17 protein-coding genes and 1 tRNA gene are annotated in these 19,263 nt (G+C 63.6%); 8 read left to right on the top strand and 10 right to left on the bottom strand.

Annotated features, from left to right (window positions below; genetic code table 11):
* Positions 1-43 precede the first annotated feature (43 nt).
* Genes X760_RS50905 through X760_RS50895 form a run of 3 tightly spaced genes read left to right on the top strand, consistent with a single transcriptional unit; the run spans position 44 to position 3,699 of the window.
* Entirely contained in the window at positions 44-967 is a 924-nt protein-coding gene (locus X760_RS50905) for an ABC transporter permease subunit (RefSeq protein WP_023718440.1), read from the top strand.
* Positions 960-2,078: an ABC transporter permease subunit gene (locus X760_RS50900; RefSeq protein ID WP_023718439.1), complete on the top strand. Its 1,119-nt coding sequence runs from the start codon at positions 960-962 to the stop codon at positions 2,076-2,078. The genes X760_RS50905 and X760_RS50900 overlap by 8 nt, the downstream gene beginning before the upstream one ends.
* A 1-nt stretch (position 2,079) precedes the next feature.
* Positions 2,080-3,699 carry an ABC transporter ATP-binding protein gene (locus X760_RS50895; RefSeq protein ID WP_023718438.1) on the top strand — a complete coding sequence of 540 codons (1,620 nt, stop codon included), beginning with the start codon at positions 2,080-2,082 and terminating at the stop codon, positions 3,697-3,699.
* Between the two features lie 70 nt (positions 3,700-3,769).
* Here X760_RS50895 and X760_RS50890 read toward each other — a convergent pair.
* Positions 3,770-3,846, bottom strand: a tRNA-Pro gene (locus X760_RS50890).
* 199 nt (positions 3,847-4,045) lie between these two features.
* On the opposite strand from X760_RS50890, the gene X760_RS50885 reads away from it, so the two are divergent.
* Positions 4,046-5,566 carry a phosphomannomutase/phosphoglucomutase gene (locus X760_RS50885; protein ID WP_023718437.1) on the top strand — a complete coding sequence of 507 codons (1,521 nt, stop codon included), beginning with the start codon at positions 4,046-4,048 and terminating at the stop codon, positions 5,564-5,566.
* A 15-nt stretch (positions 5,567-5,581) separates the two neighbouring features.
* Positions 5,582-7,852 (top strand): AGE family epimerase/isomerase, encoded by a 2,271-nt coding sequence (locus tag X760_RS50880; protein WP_023718436.1) that lies wholly within the window; start codon positions 5,582-5,584, stop codon positions 7,850-7,852.
* Here the strand turns inward: X760_RS50880 and betB are convergent.
* From betB to X760_RS76230, 6 genes are read right to left on the bottom strand one after another with little or no spacing between them, the layout of a single operon-like run.
* Positions 7,816-9,279, bottom strand: a complete 1,464-nt coding sequence (gene betB / locus X760_RS50875) for a betaine-aldehyde dehydrogenase (RefSeq protein WP_023718435.1) — start codon at positions 9,277-9,279, stop codon at positions 7,816-7,818. The genes X760_RS50880 and betB overlap by 37 nt on opposite strands.
* Before the next feature lie 57 nt (positions 9,280-9,336).
* The gene (gene betA, locus X760_RS50870) at positions 9,337-10,989 is read right to left on the bottom strand and encodes a choline dehydrogenase (RefSeq protein ID WP_023718434.1); all 1,653 of its coding nucleotides are present in this window, start codon (positions 10,987-10,989) and stop codon (positions 9,337-9,339) included.
* A 3-nt stretch (positions 10,990-10,992) separates the two neighbouring features.
* On the bottom strand, positions 10,993-12,003 hold the full coding sequence (locus X760_RS50865; RefSeq protein WP_031193794.1) for a threonine/serine dehydratase: 1,011 nt from the start codon (positions 12,001-12,003) through the stop codon (positions 10,993-10,995).
* A complete protein-coding gene (gene betC, locus X760_RS50860) occupies positions 12,000-13,529 on the bottom strand; it encodes a choline-sulfatase (protein ID WP_023718432.1) in 1,530 nt (509 codons plus the stop codon). Before betC ends, X760_RS50865 begins: the two co-directional genes overlap by 4 nt.
* Positions 13,526-14,116 carry a transcriptional regulator BetI gene (betI, locus tag X760_RS50855; RefSeq protein ID WP_023718431.1) on the bottom strand — a complete coding sequence of 197 codons (591 nt, stop codon included), beginning with the start codon at positions 14,114-14,116 and terminating at the stop codon, positions 13,526-13,528. The genes betC and betI overlap by 4 nt, the downstream gene beginning before the upstream one ends.
* Positions 14,117-14,159: 43 nt before the next feature.
* On the bottom strand, positions 14,160-14,339 hold the full coding sequence (locus tag X760_RS76230; protein WP_156948046.1) for a hypothetical protein: 180 nt from the start codon (positions 14,337-14,339) through the stop codon (positions 14,160-14,162).
* Here X760_RS76230 and X760_RS50850 point away from each other — a divergent pair.
* Both X760_RS50850 and X760_RS50845 read left to right on the top strand, forming a co-directional pair.
* Positions 14,338-15,504, top strand: a complete 1,167-nt coding sequence (locus X760_RS50850; protein ID WP_023718430.1) for an acetyl-CoA acetyltransferase — start codon at positions 14,338-14,340, stop codon at positions 15,502-15,504. The genes X760_RS76230 and X760_RS50850 overlap by 2 nt on opposite strands.
* Before the next feature lie 130 nt (positions 15,505-15,634).
* Complete coding sequence (locus tag X760_RS50845; RefSeq protein ID WP_023718429.1) at positions 15,635-16,639, top strand: asparaginase; 1,005 nt, start codon at positions 15,635-15,637, stop codon at positions 16,637-16,639.
* On the opposite strand, the gene X760_RS50840 is transcribed toward X760_RS50845, so the two are convergent.
* On the bottom strand, positions 16,632-18,008 hold the full coding sequence (locus X760_RS50840) for a TIGR03808 family TAT-translocated repetitive protein (protein WP_023718428.1): 1,377 nt from the start codon (positions 18,006-18,008) through the stop codon (positions 16,632-16,634). The genes X760_RS50845 and X760_RS50840 overlap by 8 nt on opposite strands.
* Before the next feature lie 122 nt (positions 18,009-18,130).
* On the opposite strand from X760_RS50840, the gene X760_RS50835 reads away from it, so the two are divergent.
* Positions 18,131-18,604 carry a GreA/GreB family elongation factor gene (locus X760_RS50835; protein WP_023718427.1) on the top strand — a complete coding sequence of 158 codons (474 nt, stop codon included), beginning with the start codon at positions 18,131-18,133 and terminating at the stop codon, positions 18,602-18,604.
* Here the strand turns inward: X760_RS50835 and X760_RS50830 are convergent.
* Both X760_RS50830 and X760_RS50825 read right to left on the bottom strand, forming a co-directional pair.
* A complete protein-coding gene (locus tag X760_RS50830) occupies positions 18,601-18,990 on the bottom strand; it encodes a type II toxin-antitoxin system death-on-curing family toxin (protein WP_023718426.1) in 390 nt (129 codons plus the stop codon). The two genes, X760_RS50835 and X760_RS50830, sit on opposite strands and share 4 nt — an antisense overlap.
* Positions 18,987-19,208: an AbrB/MazE/SpoVT family DNA-binding domain-containing protein gene (locus tag X760_RS50825; protein WP_023718425.1), complete on the bottom strand. Its 222-nt coding sequence runs from the start codon at positions 19,206-19,208 to the stop codon at positions 18,987-18,989. The genes X760_RS50830 and X760_RS50825 overlap by 4 nt, the downstream gene beginning before the upstream one ends.
* Positions 19,209-19,263 lie beyond the last annotated feature (55 nt).

The following is a 19,263-nucleotide window of genomic DNA, read 5'->3' as shown; positions in this document are numbered from 1 at the left end:
CGTCCAGTTGGACGCGCGCTGCTCTGGATCAAGCGGGGCACCGATGCTGCGTTACGTATTTCGGCGGCTGCTGACCGCCATCCCGACGCTGTTCGTCATCGTGACCATAGCGTTCTTCCTGATACGCGTCGCGCCGGGCGGCCCGTTCAACCAGGAGCGGGGCCTGAGCCCCGAGATCAGGGCCAATCTCGAAGCCCAGTTCGGGCTCAACGACCCGCTCTGGCTGCAGTACCTCCATTATTTAGGCAATCTTCTGCGCGGCAATTTCGGCCCCAGCTACAACATGCCGGATTTCACCGTCGGCGAGTTGTTCAGGGAAGGCCTGCCTATCTCGATCCAACTCGGCGCTTCGGCGCTCGTTCTGGCGCTGCTTCTCGGCAGCGTGCTCGGCACTGTTGCCGCGCTCAACCAGAACAAGCTTGCCGACTATTCGGTGATCGCGTTGGCGACCGCCGGCAGCACCATTCCGACCTTCGTCATCGCTCCGGTGATCCAGCTTGTATTCGGATTGACCTGGAAGCTGCTGCCGATCGGCGGCTGGGGCGATGGAGCCGTCATCAATAAGGTCGGCCCGGTGCTGACGCTCGCTCTGCCGCAGATCGCCATCGTCGCTCGATTGATGCGCGGCTCGATGATCGAATCGCTGCACTCGCATCACATCCGCACCGCCCGCGCGCTTGGGTTGTCGAACTGGTCGGTCGTCGTCAAGCATGCGCTGCGCGGCGCCATCCTGCCGATCGTCTCCTTCACCGGTCCGGCGGCCGCAGCCCTTCTCACCGGCTCGATCATCGTCGAGACCATCTTCTCTATCCCGGGCATCGGCCGCCATTTTGTCGTTGCCGCACTCAATCGCGACTACACACTGGTGATGGGGACGGTGGTGGTCATCGCGCTCTTCACCATTGTCTTCAACCTGATCGTCGACGTCCTCTATGGTGTCGTTGATCCGAGGGTGCGCTATGACTGATATCGCAGTTGCAGCACCGGTCGTCGGCCGATCCCTGTGGGGGGATGCGTGGGCGCGCCTCAAGGCCAACCGCGCGGCCATGTTCAGCCTCTATTATCTTGCCTTCATCGCCGTCATCAGCGTGTTTGGACCCTCTTTCGTGCCGCACCAATACACCACCATCTATGGCGACTATGTCCGCACGCCGCCGAGCTTCTCCGCCTATCCAAAGGCCGACATGATCGAAGGCGCTCTCGACGAGGCGATCAGGCGTATGCGCGTCGACATCAAGGAGTGGCGGCAGGAGGGCAGCCGTGTGTTCGTTACCGTCAGATCGTCCAAGCCGATCGACGACCGCAACATTCGCTACCTTGATCGTTCCGATACCTTCGATGACACAAAGATCGAGAGCAAATCGCCGGACGGTCTCGAAATGGTGATGAGTGCATCGATCAAGCAGCAATATTTCCTGTTCGGCACCGACAATACCGGCCGCGATCTCCTGTCGCGAACGCTGATGGCCGGGCGCATATCGCTGGCCATCGGCCTGCTTGCCGGCATTGTGGCGGTGGTGATCGGCGTGCTCTATGGCGCCACCGCCGGCTTTGCCGGCGGCAGGGTCGACGAGGTGATGATGCGTATCGTCGACGTGCTTTATTCTTTGCCGTTCATCTTCTTCGTCATCATGCTGGTGGTGTTCTTCGGCAGGAACTTCGTGCTGATGTTCCTGGCCGTCGGCGCCGTGCTGTGGCTCGACATGGCGCGCATCGTGCGCGGACAGGCGCTATCGATCCGCCGGCAGGAATATGTCCAGGCGGCGGAGGCGATGGGCGTCGGGCAGCGCGGCATTCTGCTGCGCCATGTGATCCCCAATTTGCTCGGGCCGGTGGTGATCTACATGACGCTGCTGGTGCCGCAGGTCATCATCCTGGAGAGTTTTTTGTCGTTCCTCGGGCTCGGCGTCCAGGAGCCGATGACCAGCTGGGGCGTGCTGATTTCGGTCGGCGCCCAGAATATCGGCTCGGCCAACTGGCTGCTTTTGTTCCCGGCCTTCTTTCTCGTCTCGACATTGTTCGCGCTGAATTTCGTCGGCGATGGGCTGCGCGACGCGCTCGACCCGAGGGATCGTTGAGATGGCTGCTTCCGAAACCATTCTCAGCGTCAAGGATCTTCGCGTCCGCTTCCGCACGCTCGACGGCGTGGTGGAGGCGGTGAAGGGCATCAATATCCATGTTAAATCAGGCGAGACGGTAGCCGTCGTCGGCGAATCCGGCTCCGGCAAGAGCCAGACGATGATGGCGGCGATGAGCCTGCTGGCCTCGAACGGCGAAGCCACCGGGAGCGTCGACTACCGCGGCCGCAATCTTTTGACCCTGAGCAAGCCCGAGCTCAACAAGATCCGCGGCCGCAAGATCAGCATGATCTTCCAGGAGCCGATGACTTCGCTCGACCCGCTCTATTCGATCGGTAGCCAGTTGATCGAACCGATCCGCAAGCATCGCGGGCTTGGCGCCGCCGAGGCGCGCGAAGAGGCGCTCAAGCTGCTGCGGCTGGTCCATATTCCAGATCCGGAGCGGCGGATGAAATCCTATCCGCACGAGATGTCGGGCGGTCAGCGCCAGCGCGTCATGATTGCCATGGCGCTGGCCAATGACCCCGACATATTGATCGCCGACGAGCCGACGACGGCGCTCGACGTGACCATCCAGGCGCAGATCCTCATGCTGCTCGCCGAACTGCAGCGCAAGCTCGGCATGGCGATCGTCTTCATCACCCACGATCTCGGAATCGTCAGGCGCTTTGCCGACCGGGTCTATGTGATGCGCTATGGCGAGGTCGTCGAGGAGGGCGAGGCGGAAGCAATCTTCGTCAACCCGCAGCACGCCTACACCAAGATGTTGCTTGCCGCCGAGCCGACCGGCACCAAGGCCCCGCCGCCTCCGAATGCCCCCGTCCTGCTCGAAGGCAGGAACGTCGAAGTGACCTTCAAGATCGGCGGCGGCTTTCTTGGTGGAGAACCGCTGATATTGCGCGCTGTCGATAGCATTTCGATCCGGCTGAAGCGCAACCAGACCATCGGCATCGTGGGCGAATCCGGTTCGGGAAAGTCGACGCTCGGCCGCGCCTTGCTGCGGCTCCTGCCCAGCGACGGCATCATCCGGCTTGGCGACCGCGACATCTCCCACGCCGACCGCCAGGCGATGCGGCCGCTGCGGCGCGAATTGCAGCTGGTCTTCCAGGACCCGTTCGGCTCGCTGTCGCCGCGCATGACCGTCGGCCAGATCATCACCGAAGGGCTCCTGGTCCACGAGCCCAATCTGTCGGGCAGGCAGCGCGATCTCCGCGCCGTCGATGCCTTGCTCGAAGTCGGGCTCGACCCGAACACGCGCAACCGCTATCCGCACGAATTCTCCGGTGGTCAGCGGCAGCGCATCGCCATTGCGCGCGCCATGATACTGAAGCCGAAAGTGGTGGTGCTGGACGAGCCGACCTCGGCGCTGGACCGCTCCGTGCAGAAGCAGATCGTCGAATTGCTGCGCAAGCTGCAGGCCGACCACGAACTGTCCTATCTGTTCATCAGCCACGATCTCGCGGTCGTGCGCGCCATGGCCGACTACATCATCGTCATGAAGCAGGGCAAGATCGTCGAGGAGGGGCCGTCCGAGGCGATCTTCAGCAATCCGCAGGCAACCTATACGCAGACACTGATGGCCGCGGCCATCGATGTGACGCGATTTCGCCTGAGCGCATAGCGCGATTGGTCAGAACTGCGGCGGAAGGTGGTTGTTTCGGGAACAAGAACAGCTAAGCCGCTGTTTTTTCTGGTCGGAGTGGCAGGATTTGAACCTGCGACCCCATCGTCCCGAACGATGTGCGCTACCAGGCTGCGCTACACTCCGTGACCAGACCGCGGGCTTATAGCCGCCGCATTTGGTTACTGCAAGCGCCAATGGCAGCGCTTCCGTCGCATTTCTTTCGCTTTAGCCGCTACGTCATACAGGTTTCAGTTTCCTGTCGCACAAACACGGCTTAAAGGGGCTTCTAGGTAACCGTCCACTTGCCTCGAAGCATCTGATTCAGCCGCCTGGAGTTGCAGCCTTGTCGATGAAGATCGTTAGCGATGTCAAACCAAACACTTTTGAGTTCGAAACCTCGGCGTTGATCAAGCCATCCGGGTTTCGCGAATATGATGCGCGCTGGTGGTTTGGCCATCCCGGTTCGAACGAGCCGCCGGAGCTCAATCTGATCGGCGTCCAGGCGCTCGGCATGGGGCTCGGCACGCTGATCCGCCGTCTGGGTGCCGGACCCGACATCGTCACCGGTCACGATTTCCGCTCTTATTCGCTTGCCATCAAGCTGGCGCTGGTTTCCGGGCTGATGGCCGCCGGCGCGCGGGTCAAGGATGTCGGGCTGGCCTTGTCGCCGATGGCCTATTTCGCCCAATTCGCGCTCGACACGCCGTCCGTCGCCATGGTCACCGCCTCGCATAACGAGAATGGCTGGACCGGCGTCAAGATGGGCGCGGCGCGCCCGCTGACTTTTGGTACGGAGGAGATGAGCGCGCTGAAGGCGATCGTGCTCTCAGGCGATTTCGACCTTGTCGGTGGCGGCTCCTATGACTTCGTTGCGGATTTCCGCAAAACCTACCTCGACGATCTGACAGCGGGAAAGCGTATCTCGAGGAAGCTCAAGGTGGTGGCCGCCTGCGGCAACGGCACCGCCGGGGCTTTCGCTCCCGAGGCACTGAAAAGGATCGGCTGCGAGGTGATTCCGCTCGACGTCGCGCTCGATCATACGTTTCCGAATTACAATCCCAACCCCGAAGACATGAAGATGCTGCACGCCATTCGCGACAAGGTGCTGGAAACTGGCGCCGATGTTGGGCTCGGCTTCGACGGCGACGGCGACCGCTGCGGCGTGGTCGACAATGAAGGCAACGAGATCTTCGCCGACAAGGTCGGCGTCATGCTTGCGCGCGACATCTCACACCTCTATCCCGGCTCGACTTTCGTCGTCGACGTCAAGTCGACCGGATTGTTCATGACCGACAAGGTGTTGCGGGAAAATGGCGCGGTCACCGACTATTGGAAAACCGGTCATTCCTACATCAAACGGCGCGTCGCCGAACTCGGCGCTGTCGCCGGTTTTGAGAAATCGGGCCACTTCTTCTTCAATCCGCCGATTGGCCGCGGTTATGACGATGGCCTGGTCACGGCCATTGCTATATGCCAGATGCTGGATCGCAGCCCGCAAAGCAGCATGGCCGACCTCTACCGCGATCTGCCGCTGACGTTCGGCACGCCGACCATGTCGCCACACTGCGCCGACGAGCTCAAATACGGCGTCGTCGAGCGGGTCGTAGGCGATGTTCGCAAGATGAAGGACGAGGGCGCAGTCTTCGCCGGCCAGAAGATCGCCGAGCTGATCACCGTCAACGGCGTCAGGGTCGTGGCGGAGGATGGTACTTGGGGGCTGGTGCGGGCATCATCGAACAAGCCGGAGCTTGTGGTGGTGGTCGAAAGCCCGGTATCGTCCGAGCGGCGTCGCCAGATGTTCGAAGCCGTCGACGCGGTGCTGCGCCGCAGCCCGGAAGTCGGCGCCTACAATCAGACCTTTTGAGCGGGACTTATTTTCATGACCGAACGGATCGTCAGTTTTGTGATGAGCGGCGGCATCGGCTCGCGGCTGTGGCCGCTGTCGCGCGAGGACAATCCCAAGCAGTTCCATGATTTCTCCGGCGACGGCTCGATGCTGGCCAAGACGCTACGCCGGCTGACTGCGCGGCCGGAAGGCGAAACGCCGGTTTTCCTGATTGCCTCGGAAAGGCACGCCGACCGCGTTCATGCCGACATTGCCGGCCACGAGCTTTCCGGCGGCGGCCCGCTGTTCGAGCCGACCGGACGCAACACTGCCGCGGCCGTCGCTTTGGCAAGCCTGCGCACTTTGTCCGAATTCGGCGACAGCCTGGTGCTGGTGGTGCCGTCCGACCATGAGATCGCGACCGCGCAGCAATTCTGGCGGAGCGTCGAGGCCGGCACGGCGGCGGCGCGCGAAGGCAGGCTGGTGGTGTTCGGCATCAAGCCCACCCAACCGGAGACCGGGTATGGCTACATCGAGGTGGCCGGCGAGCGCGATGGCATCTGCGATGTCTCGCGTTTCGTCGAAAAACCCGATCTCGCCACCGCGCAGAGCTATCTTGAGGCCGGCAATTTCTACTGGAACACCGGCATCTTCCTGTTTCGCGCCAGTGCCATGCGCGACGCGTTCATGGCTTTCCAGCCAGACATCTGGAGCGCCACAGAGGCTGCCTACCAGGCTGCGACATCGGATCTTTCCGGCCTCTACATGCCTCTGGAGCTCTATGCCGCCATCCCTTCGACATCGATCGACTATGCGATCATGGAGCGCGCCAGCGGCATCGCCATGGTGCCGGCCGGCTTTCGCTGGAACGATCTCGGTTCCTGGCAATCGCTGCTCGATGTCGGGCCGTCCGACAAGCAGGGCAACGTCATTGTCGGCGACGTCGTCGCCATCGATTGCGAGAACTCCTATATCCGCAGCGACGGCCGCCTGCTGTCGGCCATTGGCCTGAAGGACGTCGCCATCGTCTCGACCGCCGACGCCACTTTCGTCGCGCCGGTCAGCCACAGCCAGAACGTCAAGAAGATCGTCGAGCAGCTCGAAAAGAGCGGCCGCCTGGAGACCAGGTTCACGCCCGCCGACGATCGCGTCATCGAAAGCGGCGCCTGGCAACGCCGCGTGCACCATTGGCTGTTCGAGGAGACGGTGCCGCTGTGGTCGACGATCGGCGTCGATGAGCGCCATGGCGGGTTCCATGAGGCGCTCGGTTTCGACGCCACCCCGCTGATGAAACCCAAGCGCATGCGCACGCAGGCCAGGCAGATCTATGCCTTCGCCGTCGCCAAGGCGCGCGGCTGGAACGGCCCGGCCGATCGGCTGATTAGCCACGGCCTCGAATTCATGGCCAGGAACGGCCGCACCGATAATGGCGGCTGGGTGCGCACGCTCAACGTCGACGGCACCGTCGCCGATGCCGCCGAGGATGCCTATGACCATTCCTGCGTGCTTCTGGCGCTGGCGCATGCCCATATGTGCGGCAATCCGGATGCATTGCGGCTTGGCGAGGAGACCTTTGCGTTCATCGACGCGCATCTCGAGGACGAACGCCTGACCGGCTTCCGCGAGACCTCGAGCGGCGAGGGCGAACGCCGCTCCAACCCGCACATGCATCTGCTCGAGGCGTTTTTGGCCTGGCATCAGGCGACCGGCGAGCGCGCCTATCTTCGCCGCGCCGCGCGCATCGTCGATCTGTTCCGCAGCCATTTCTTCGACCCGGAAAGCTGGACGCTGGGTGAGTATTTCGACAATGAATGGCGGCCAGCCCCTGGCGAGAAAGGCACGTGGACCGAACCGGGCCATCATTTCGAATGGGCCTCGCTGCTGGTCGACTTCGCGGGCCGCAGCGGCCAAAGCGGCTTGACCGGCCTCGCCAGGAAACTCTACGCGTCGGCGATTGCCAATGGCCTGAACCGCGCCACAGGCCTCGCCTACGGCGCCGTCTCGCGGCAAGGGCTGCCGCTCGACCGCGTCTCGCGCAGTTGGCCGCAGGCCGAAGCAATCAAGGCAGCGATCGCGCTGGACGGCTCGGGCGGTCCCGACCTGAAGCCGGAAATCGAGGCGCGTGTCGGCCGGCTGTTCCGCTGGCACATCAATCCGGCACCGCTCGGCCTGTGGATCGACCGCATCGACGAGCGTGGCCGCTCGCTGGCAAGCGAGGTGCCGGCCAGCATCTTCTACCATCTGGTCTGTGCGCTGACGCAGTATCTGGACGGTACGGCCCGCAAGGATCAGTACGGGCTGGCGACATCACCGGTCTCGACGTAGACCGACTTTAGCTGCGAATAGAGTGCCAATGCCGCGAGCGAATTCTCGCGGCCGATGCCGGACTGCTTGAAGCCGCCGAACGGGATTTCGACCGGCGTCAGATTGTAGGCGTTGATCCAGCAGGTGCCGGCCTGCAATTCGGCGATGACACGGTGGGCGCGCGCCAGGTCGCGCGTGAACACGCCTGCAGCGAGGCCGAATTCGGTGTCGTTGGCGCGCTCGATCACCTCGTCCTCGCTGTCGAACTTCAGCACGCTCATGACAGGCCCGAAAATCTCCTCGCGGGCGATGCGCATCGTGTCGGTGACACCGGTGAACACCGTCGGCTCGACGAAGAAGCCGCCCTGAAAACCCTGCAGCGAAGGCACATTGCCGCCGCAGGCGAGCACCGCACCATCCTGCTTGCCGGCCTCGATGTATGAGACGACCTTGTCGTGCTGCGCCTTCGAGACCAGCGGCCCCATCTGCGTGTCCTGGTCGAGCGGGTCGCCGATGCGGATTTTCTTGGTCCGCTCGGTCAGCCTTTCGACGAAACGGTCATGGATGCTGCGCTGCACGAAGACCCGTGTGCCGTTGGAGCAGATCTGACCGGTCGAATAGAAATTGCCGAGCATCGCGCCGCCGATGGCGTTTTCGAGGTTGGCGTCTTCGAAGACGATCAGCGGCGACTTGCCGCCGAGCTCCATCGTCGCGTGCTTCATCTTCGAGCCGGCGAGCGACAGCACCTTGCGGCCGGTCGGCACTGAGCCGGTCACCGAGACTTTGGCGACGACCTCATGGCCGACAAGGCCGGCGCCGACATCGCCAAAACCTTGCACGACATTGAACAGCCCGTCGGGCAGCCCGGCCTCGGTGTAGATTTCGGCGAGCGCCAGCGCTGAAAGCGGCGTGTTTTCCGACGGTTTGAACACCATCGCATTGCCCATGGCGAGGGCGGGTGCGGATTTCCAGCCGGCGATCTGGATCGGGTAGTTCCACGCGCCGATGCCGACGCAGACGCCGAGCGCCTCGCGCCTGGTATAGGCAAAGGGACCGCCGAGATCGACGGCCTCGCCATTAAAGGCGGCGACCGCGCCGCCGAAATATTCGAGGCAATCCGCCGCCGAAGGGGCGTCCGCAACCAGCGTCTCCTGGATCGGCTTGCCGGTGTCGAGCGTCTCGATACGCGCCAAATCGGCATTGCGGGCGCGCAAAATGTCGGCGGCACGGCGCAGTATGCGGCCGCGCTCGACCGGCTTCAGCCGTGCCCAGGCCGGCTGTGCCGCACGCGCGGCTTCGATCGCGAGTTCAAGCACGTTCGGCGTCGCCGAGCGCAGCATGGCAATGGTCTCGCCGGTCGCCGGATAGATGACCGGCAGCGGCGCGCCGCGCTCGTCGTCGATATAGCGGCCGTTGACATAATGCGATGCCGTTGGCTGGGCGCGCATGACTGTTCTCCAATCGTCTTTCGCGGCAGGCGGAATGTGCGTCCGCCGGATCATGGCCTATCTGTCCGACGCCTGCCAGCGCGGATTGATCCATGGTTCCTGGTTGGACGGCGCCAGCGGCGAGCGCCCGAGAACGTGGTCGGCGGCCTTCTCGCCAGTCATGATCGACGGCGCGTTGAGATTGCCATTGGTGACGCGCGGGAAGATCGAGGAATCGGCGACCCGCAGCCCTTCGACGCCGATGACGCGGCATTCCGGATCGACGACGCTCATCGCATCGTCGGCACGGCCCATCTTGCAGGTGCCGCAAGGGTGATAGGCGCTTTCGGCGTGGTCGCGGATGAAGGCGTCGAGCTCGTCGTCCGATTGTACGTGCGAACCCGGCGACAGTTCCTTGCCGCGGTAAGGATCGAAGGCCGCTTGCCCGAAGATCTCACGGGTCAGCCGGATGCAGTGGCGGAACTCCGTCCAGTCGTCCGGATGCGACATGTAGTTGAAGCGGATCACCGGCTTCGATTTGGGATCGGGCGAGCGCAGCGTGACCGAACCGCGCGACTTCGACCGCATCGGCCCGACATGCGCCTGGAAGCCATGCGCCTTCGCCGCCGCCTTGCCGTCATAGCGGACTGCTGCCGGTATGAAGTGATACTGGATGTCGGGATAATCGACGCCGGCGCGCGAGCGCACAAAGGCGGCCGCCTCGAAATGATTGGTGGCGCCGAGGCCGGACTTGAAGAACAGCCACTGCGCGCCGATCAATGCCTTCGAGAACGGGTTCAAGATGGAGTTCAGCGTGATCGGCTTTGTCGATTCCTGCTGGATGTAGAGTTCCATGTGGTCCTGCAGATTGCGGCCGACGCCGGGCCGGTCGACAATCACCGGAATGCCGTTCTCTTTGAGGTGCTGGCCGGGGCCGATGCCGGACAGCATCAGGATCTTGGGCGAGTTGATCGAGGACGCGGCAACGATCACCTCACGCCGCGCTCTGATCACCTGAATCCGCTTGCGCGCTTCGATCTCGACTCCGGTGGCGCGTTGATTCTCGATGATTACCCGTCGGGCGAACCCCTTGACCAAGCTGACATTTTTCCGCCTGAGTGCCGGCCTGAGATAGGCGCTCGCCGCCGACCAGCGGCGACCGCCACGAATGGTCTGCTCCATCGGCCCAAAACCTTCCTGCTTCGCGCCATTGTAATCATCGGTTAGCTCGAAACCGGCCTGACGGCCTGCCTCGACAAAGGCGCCGTAGAGTGGATTGGTCCGCGAGCCGCGCTGCACAGTCAGCGGGCCGCCATGGCCGCGCCAGCCATTCTCGCCGCCATTGCTGTCCTCCATTCGCTTGAAGTACGGGAGCACGTCTGCGAAGCCCCAGCCGGCCGCGCCCTGTTCGGCCCAATGGTCGAAGTCGCGGGCATGGCCGCGCACATAGACCATGCCGTTGATCGAGGATGAGCCGCCGATGACCTTGCCGCGAGGCGTTGCCAGCACGCGGCCGCCGAGATGCGGCTCCGGCTCGCTGGCAAAGCCCCAGTCGTAGAGGCTCATGTTGAGCGGGATCGACAGCGCCGACGGCATCTGGATCAGCGGCCCGATATCGCTGCCGCCATATTCGATGACGATCACCGAATGCTTGCCGTCCTCCGACAGCCGGTAGGCCATGGCCGAGCCGGCCGAGCCGGAGCCGATGATGACGAAATCCGCTTCAAGCATGGTTCATGCGCGCCCATGGTTCATATGCGCAATGAAATCGGCCAGCGAGACGTTGCCGCCGGTTGCCACTACGAGAACGGTCTTGCCGGTCACGTCGACCTTGCCGCCGAGCAACGCCGCGAGTGAAGCAGCGCCCGAAGGCTCGAGCACCAGCTTCAGCCGCTCGAAGGCGATCCGCATAGCGCGCCGCACCGAAGCATCGTCGACGGTGACGCCGCGAACGCCGGCGGTCTTCACCGCTGCGAACGGCGCGTCGCCAGGCCGCCGCGACATCAGCCCGTCGCAGATCGATTTCGGCCCGATCGGCATGGTTTCGATGGCGCCATGTGCCAGCGACGAGCCCATGCCGTCAAAACCTTCCGGCTCGACGCCGATGATCTTCGTGGCTGGCGACAGGTAGTGGAAGGCCAGCGAAACACCGCCGATCAGGCCGCCGCCGCCGACCGAGCAGAACAAGAGATCGGCCTCGGTTTGCCTGGCGGCGAGCTGGTCGAGTGCCTCCAGCCCGGCACCGGCCTGGCCGGCGACGATCTCCGGATCGTCGAACGGGTGCAGCAGCGCCAGGCCTTCGCTCGCGGCGATCTCGCGCGCCCTGGCGGCAGCGACTTCCTCACGCGCGCGCTCGCCATGGTCGGTCAGCACGACGTGCGCGCCGTAGCCCGATGTGGCGTCGCGCTTGGCGGCCGGCGCGTCGATCGGCATGACGATGGTGACAGGAATGCCGAGCGCCTGGCCCGCCGCCGCCAGCCCTTGCGCGAAATTGCCGGAGGAATAGGCGACGACGCCCTTTTTGGCTTCGTCAGGCGACAGCCGCTTCAGCCGCCAGTAGGCGCCGCGCACCTTGAACGATCCTGCCCATTGCAGCGACTCGGCCTTGACGAAGAAGCGGGCGGCGCCGGTCTCGCGGGCGAGTGCCGCCGATTCCAGCAGCGGCGTGATCTGCGTCGCCTTGGAGGTGGCGGCATAGGCCTGCCTGAGATGGTCGAGCGAGGGGACGAGACTGTCTGCCATCATTTGCCTCGCGGAAAGCGCTTCTGCTCTTCGAGCAGGTCGAGGTTCATGTGATTGCGCATGTAGCGCTCCGATGCTTTCTGCAGCGGCTGGAATTCCCAAGGGTAGTGGGTGCCGTTGCGCAGCGCCGGGTAGACCACCCAGCGGCGTGCCTGGCTGGCACGCACCGCGGCATCGAACGCCGCCATGTCCCAGCGCTCCCGCACCTTGCCGGTGAAAGCCGCGACCAAAGCCGCATTGGCCGGATCGGCGGCGAGGTTGGTCAATTCCAGCGGATCCGATTCAAGATCAAACAGTTGCGGCGGATCGATCTCGCAATGGATGAATTTGTAGCGGCCCTCGCGCATCGCCACCATCGGCGCGTTCGAGCCTTCGGCTGCATATTCCATCAGCACCGGCGCGGAGCGTTTCCTTCCGTTCAGCAGCGGCAGTAGCGACTGGCCGTCGGTCCACGGCGCAATCGCGCTGATGTCGATGCCGGCGAGATCGCAAAGCGTCGGCGTCACGTCGAGGTTGGAGACCGGCGTGTCGATCAGCCCGGTGCGTATGCTCTTGCCGGCGATCATCAGCGGCACCCGCGCCGAACCTTCGAAGAAGCACATCTTGAACCACAGGCCGCGCTCGCCGAGCATGTCGCCGTGGTCCGAGCAGAACAGGATGACCGTGTCGTCGAGCATGTGCGTGCGCTCGAGCACCGACAGCAACTCGCCGAGCTTGTCGTCGAGATAGGAGATATTGGCGAAATAGCCGCGCCGCGCGCGGCGGATCTGCTCCGCGGTGATGTCAAAGCTATCATAGTCGCTGGCGCGGTAGAGCCGCTGCGAATGCGGGTCCTGCCTGTCGTAGGGAATGAAGCCGATCTCGGGCTCGAGCGCCGGGCAATCCTCGTAGAGGTCCCAGTAGCGCCGCCGTGCGACGTAGGGATCGTGCGGATGGGTGAAGGAAACCGTCAAGCACCAGGGCCGATGTGCGACGTCGTCGGAGACGCGGGCAAGATCGTAGAGCTTCTGCACCGCATGGAAGGCGACCTCGTCGTCATACTCCAGCTGGTTGGTGATTTCGGCAGTTCCGGCACCGCTCACTGAGCCCAGATTGTGATACCACCAGTCGATCCGCTCGCCGGGCTTGCGATAGTCCGGCGTCCAGCCGAAATCGGCCGGATAGATGTCGGTGGTCAGCCGTTCCTCGAAGCCGTGCAACTGGTCCGGCCCGACGAAATGCATCTTGCCAGAGAGGCAGGTGTGATAGCCGGCGGCGCGCAGATGATGGGCAAAGGTCGGGATCGACGAGGTGAATTCGGCGGCGTTGTCATAGACCCCGGTGCGTGACGGCAATTGGCCGCTCATGAATGCGGCGCGGCCCGGCGCGCAGAGCGGCGAGGCGGTGTAGTTGTTGCAAAAACGCGCCGAACGCGCGGCGAGCGCCTTCAGATGTGGCGCGTGCAGGAAGTCTGCCGGCCCGTCTGGAAACAGCGTTCCGTTGAGCTGATCGACCATGACGATCAGGATGTTGGGTCGCTTGGATGTCACTGCTTCTGCCGTCCGCTAAGCTTCATTTCGAGATAGTCCTCAACCAGTGCGATCGCGGTCGCGGCATCGGGCACGCCGTCCTTCAGCGCGCGCCTGATATAGAGCCCGTCGATCAGCGCCGCCGTCGCTTCGGCAACCCGGTCGGCCTCGCTTCTCGGCAGGATACCGGTCAGCCCGCTAAGCAGATTGGAATGCAGCCGCCGTGCATAGACCTTGAGCAGCCGGCGAAGTGCTGCCGATTTCTGCGCCTCGACATAGAAGGCGAGCCAGGCGGCGATCGTTTCCGGCTGGAACTGGACGTCGGAGAAATTGACCGCGACCACTGCCGAGACGCGCTGGCGCGCCGTGCCGGCCGTGCGAAGCGCGCGCCGCGTATCGGCGGTGAGCCCGCTCAGGATGTGCCGCATCGTCGCCAACAGCAATTCGTCCTTGGCGCCGAAATAATGGTGGGCAAGCGCCGAGGACACGCCGGCGCGCCCGGCGATTTCCGACATCGTGACATCAAGCGAACCGCGCTCGCCGATCGCCGAGATCGTTGCGTCGATGAGCGCCTTGCGGCGCAACGGCTCCATTCCGAGTTTCGGCATTCTTGCTCCGGCCTGTTGGGTAAGTTTATTTTTTATTGACGCATCAATCAACAAAAAATTCAGCCTGATTTGCTGGCAAATGCCAGGCGTTATGACCAGATATCAAGATCAAGCGATTGTGCGGTTCTGGCCCCTTCACGAAACCGGCGGAACGGTTCATCCTTGAACAATGCCGAGCGGCCGCGACATCGCGCAGCCGGGCCTGCAGGATGGGGATCGCCATGACAGCATGCATCGTCGGTTGGGCGCATTCGCGCTTCGGCAAGCTCGAAGGCGAGACGCTGGAGGGCCTGATCACCAAGGTGGCGGTCGAGGCGCTCGATCATGCCGGCATCGGTCCAGATGACGTCGACGAGATCGTGCTCGGCCACTTCAACGCCGGGTTTTCCGCCCAGGATTTCACCGCGAGCCTGGTCCTCCAGGCAGACGACCGGCTGCGCTTCAAGCCGGCGACCCGCGTCGAGAACGCCTGCGCCACCGGCTCGGCGGCGGTCAGGCAAGGCATCCGCGCCATCGACGCAAATGCCGCCCGTATCGTGCTGGTGGTCGGCGCCGAGCAGATGACGACGACGCCCGGTCCTGAGATCGGCAAGAACCTGCTCAAGGCCTCGTATCTGCCGGAGGATGGTGACACGCCGGCAGGCTTCGCTGGCGTCTTCGGCAAGATCGCTCAAGCCTATTTCCAGCGCTACGGCGACCAGTCGGATGCGCTGGCGATGATCGCCGCCAAGAACCATAAGAACGGCGTCGACAATCCCTACGCGCAGATGCGCAAGGATTTCGGCTACGAGTTCTGCCGGCAGGAAAGCGAAAAAAACCCCTTCGTCGCCGGTCCGCTGAAGCGCACAGACTGCTCGCTGGTTTCGGACGGCGCCGCCGCCCTTGTCCTCGCCGACACGGCGACGGCGCTGAAGATGCGCCGCGCCGTCGCCTTCCGCGCCAATGAGCATGTGCAGGATTTCCTGCCGATGTCGAAGCGCGACATCCTCGCGTTCGAAGGTTGCGAGCAGGCCTGGAATCAGGCGCTGAAGCAGGCCGGCGTGACGCTCGGCGACCTGTCCTTCGTCGAGACGCATGACTGTTTCACCATCGCCGAGCTGATCGAGTATGAGGCGATGGGCCTGGCCAAGCCGGGCGAGGGCGCCAAGCTGGCCTTGGATGGCGATACGGCGAAAGGCGGAAGGCTGCCGGTCAATCCGTCCGGCGGGCTGAAGGCCAAGGGCCACCCGATCGGTGCCACCGGCGTATCGATGCATGTGCTTACCGCCATGCAACTCGTCGGCGAGGCGGGCGGCATCCAGGTGCCGGGAGCAAAGCTCGGCGGCATCTTCAACATGGGCGGCGCGGCGGTCGCCAACTACGTTTCCATTCTCGACCGGATCAGATAAAAGCGGCCCCGCATTACAGCGCGCGCGCCGCTTCGCGCGCGCAAAAGGGCGCTATATCGCTTTGATTTTGCGCATGATCCTTTTCGAAAATTGATTCCGAGTTTCGAGATCATGCGCTAGCGGGGAATTCATGACAAATCCGGTTCTGGTCGAAGTTTTGCGCGGCGCTATCGTCGAGAGCGCGCATCGCGGCGCTGTTGCCGTCTTCGACGCCGACGGCAAGCCTGTCTGGGAGATCGGCGACACGGCACAACCGGTGTTCCCGCGTTCGGCGGTCAAGGCGATCCAGGCGTTGCCGCTGGTCGAGAGCGGCGCTGCCGATGGCTACGGCTTCGGTGACCGGGAGCTGGCACTGGCCTGCGCCTCGCATTCCGGCGAGCCGCCACATGTCGAGCTCGCGAGGGCTATGCTGGCGAAGGCCGGCCTGGACGAGACGGCACTCGAATGCGGCGCGCATTGGCCGTCGAGCCATGGGGCGACGCTGGCGCTTGCCCGCGCCGGCAGCGTGCCGAACGCGCTGCACAACAATTGTTCCGGCAAGCACTCAGGCTTCCTATGCACCTGCGTTCACAGCGGCATCGCCCATCGCGGTTACGTCAAGGCTGGCCATGCTTCGCAGGAGATGGTGCGCGAAGCGATGCAGGCGGTGACCGGTGCTGCCCATGACGCCGATCACCGTGGCACTGACGGTTGCTCGATTCCGACCTATGCCGTGCCGCTGCGCAGCTTTGCGCTTGGCTTTGCCCGCATGGCGACAGGCGCCAGCTTCGAGCCGGTGCGCGCCCGGGCGGCGAAGCGGCTGCTTTCCGCCTGCATGGCCGAGCCGTTTTTCGTCGCCGGCACTGGCAGGTCCGACGTCGCGATGATGGAGGCCGCGCCTGGCCGGATCTTTGCCAAGGGGGGCGCCGAGGGCGTCCATTGTGCCGCCCTTCCAGAGCTTGGCCTTGGCATCGCGCTGAAATGCGACGACGGCGCCGGCCGCGCAACTGAAGTCATGCTCGCGGCCGTGCTGTTAAAGCTTTTGCACGCAGACCAGCCGCTGGCGGCAAAGCTGATCGAACAGGCAAATCCGCCTATCGAAAGCCGGATCGGCGCCAAAGTCGGCGCGCTCCGGCCCACCGCCGCCCTCAACTGACGTGATTGCGCTCGACGGTCAAATGCGCATAGCCGGCATTGCCTGACGCGGCGAGGTCGCCGGTCACCGGCTCGGCCCAGCGCTGGCCGACGATCGCGCCGTTCTGGACTCCGTCGATGACATTGTCGGAGATGATTGCCGTCCCGGCACCTTCGACCACGGTGACGACGATACCGGTCCCCGCCTTGCGGATGACGTTTCCCGTGGCGACCACATTGCGCATGAACGGTCCCCAGCCGATCTGCATGCCGTAGAGCGGCGCATTCTCAACGACATTGCCGGAAACGGTGGTGTCTGCCTCGACGCTGATGCCGACGCCGAAGCCGGGCGCATCGGCAGGGTAGGGGCCGCTGGTCGACAGGTTGCGGACGATGTTGCCGGAGCAGACCCCCATGCGGCCGCCTTCGTTGAAATTGACGATCGAAATACCGTTCGCAGCACTATCGACGATGTTGTTGCTGATGATGGCGCCTTCGAATGAGAATTCGGAATACACGGCTGTTTCGCCCGAGCGCGAGCAGGTGTTGCCGGTGATCTGCAAATTGCTGGCACTGTTGGCGCGGATAGCCGAAAACGCGCAATCCGAAACAATATTGCCGGAGATGATGACATTGCCGGCGCGGAAGGCATTGATGCCGTTGCCGTTCTGGCCGGTTCCGCCGCTGCGCGCCTGGATGCGTTCGACGCGGTTGCCGCTGACGATGGTACCATCTTCCGCCGCCTGCCAGCGGTGCACCAGAATGCCGCCATTGGCGCAGTCGGAGACGCTATTGCCTGATATTTCCAGGCCATCGGCCTCGACCGAATAGATGCCGGCATCGGCCGCATCGGATATCTCCGAGCGTTCGATACGGCCCGAGGCGTGTTCGAGCGCCAGACCGTTCTTGCCGCTGCCGGTAAGCTGGCAATTGTCGACGACGAGATGGGCGATGCGGCGCAGATCGAGCAGGCCTTGCGTATAATCGCCCATCCAGTGGTTGCTGCCGTCGAACACCAGTCCACTGAGTACGATATGCTCGGCCTGTTCCGCCATGATGAGATGGCCGTTGCCGCCATAGACGATCCGCGATGCGCCCGCCACGCCGGACAGGCGCACGCGGCCGGGCAGCGACAGGTTGGAAACGATATAGGTCCCCGGCGGCAGGAACACCGGCATGTCGCGAACGTGCGCTTCGCGCAGCAGCTTGGTGAAAGCCTTGCTCTGGTCCTCAAGCGCGCCGGGCCGGACGCCGAGATCGGTCGCATTGATCGCCCCGCGCATCGCGGCTTTGTCGATGCCGTGCAGGTTTTCCGCCGCTGCCTTGCCGAGCGAAAGCCCCATGACGGCAAAGCCGGCGGTCTGCGTAAGCAGCGTTCTTCTGTTCAACATCGGCACAGATCCCTTGCGTCCAACGCTCACGCGGCAGGATTCGTGCCAGACGGGATCGGCCCCGAGGTCGGGTTTGCCGGCTATGGCTTGTGGAGTCGTCGCGCCGGGCCTAAGTTCATCGGATGAGCAGGGCCTTCACCCGCGAGGAAGACAGCGAAAACGCCATTGCCGGCATCGGCGAGCGGCCGATCAGCCATCACCGCAATCTGGTGACGGAACACGGCCTGGCGCTGATCGATGCGGAGGTGGCCGCTCTGCGCGACGAACTGGGCAGAGCCGAAAAGAGGGCCGACCGCGAGCGCATCGCGCTGGTGTCGCGTGATCTCCGCTATTGGACGGCGCGGCGTGAAAGCGCCGAGCTTTCGGTGCCGGAACCGGGCAGCGACATGGTTCGCTTCGGTATGGGCGTCACACTGGAGAGCGACGACGGCAAGAAGGTGCACTGGAAGATCGTCGGCGAGGATGAGGCCAACCCGGCCAAAGGGTCAATTTCCCATATGTCGCCGATGGCGATGGCGCTGTTCGGCAAGAAGGTCGGCGAAATTGCCGTGGTTAACGGCAAGGAATGGGAGATCGTCAAGCTCTCCGATAGTTAGTCTTCGAGCTTGACGACATGGTCGCGGAAGAACGCCGCGGCACCGGCCTCGTCGATTTCGCCGGCGGCGACGCCCATGACGAATTCGTAAAGCATGCCGTCATTGGCCGACAGGGCATAACCATTCACAATCAGAAATGCGCCGGCAGCGACAATGGCGGTGCGTTTGTTGCCGTCGACAAAGGCATGATTTCGGGCGATGCCGAAGACATAGACGGCGGCGAGTTCTTCAACCGACGGGTCTCCGTAGTTGGCTTTGTTCTCCGCACGGGCGAGCGCCGATTCAATGGCATTTTCATCCCTCAAGCCTTGTGCTCCGCCGTGTCGGCGCAACTGCTCGGCGTGCATCGCTTCGACTGCACGCCGCGTCAGAAACTCCCAGCTCATTCGGCGAGCTTCTGAAGCGCGACCTTGTATTTGTCCATGACCTCGCGGGCAGCTTTCATTTGCCGCTCGAAGCTGTCGTCCACCGGCTTCAGCGCAAGACCGTCACCTGTTTCAACGATTTGAAGCTGGTCGCCGGCCTTCAGGTTCAGACGATCGAGAATCTCCCTCGGCAGGATCACGCCTTCGGAATTGCCGATCTTGCGAATGGTCGTGTTCATGGTGAGACATCCTGTTGCAACGCTGATTATAACTCAGCGTGTCGGTCGTTGCAAC

Source organism: Mesorhizobium sp. LSHC420B00 (assembly GCF_000503055.1).
In the GTDB taxonomy this organism is placed as follows: Bacteria; Pseudomonadota; Alphaproteobacteria; order Rhizobiales; family Rhizobiaceae; genus Mesorhizobium.
This window is presented reverse-complemented; position numbering and strand designations above follow the sequence as displayed.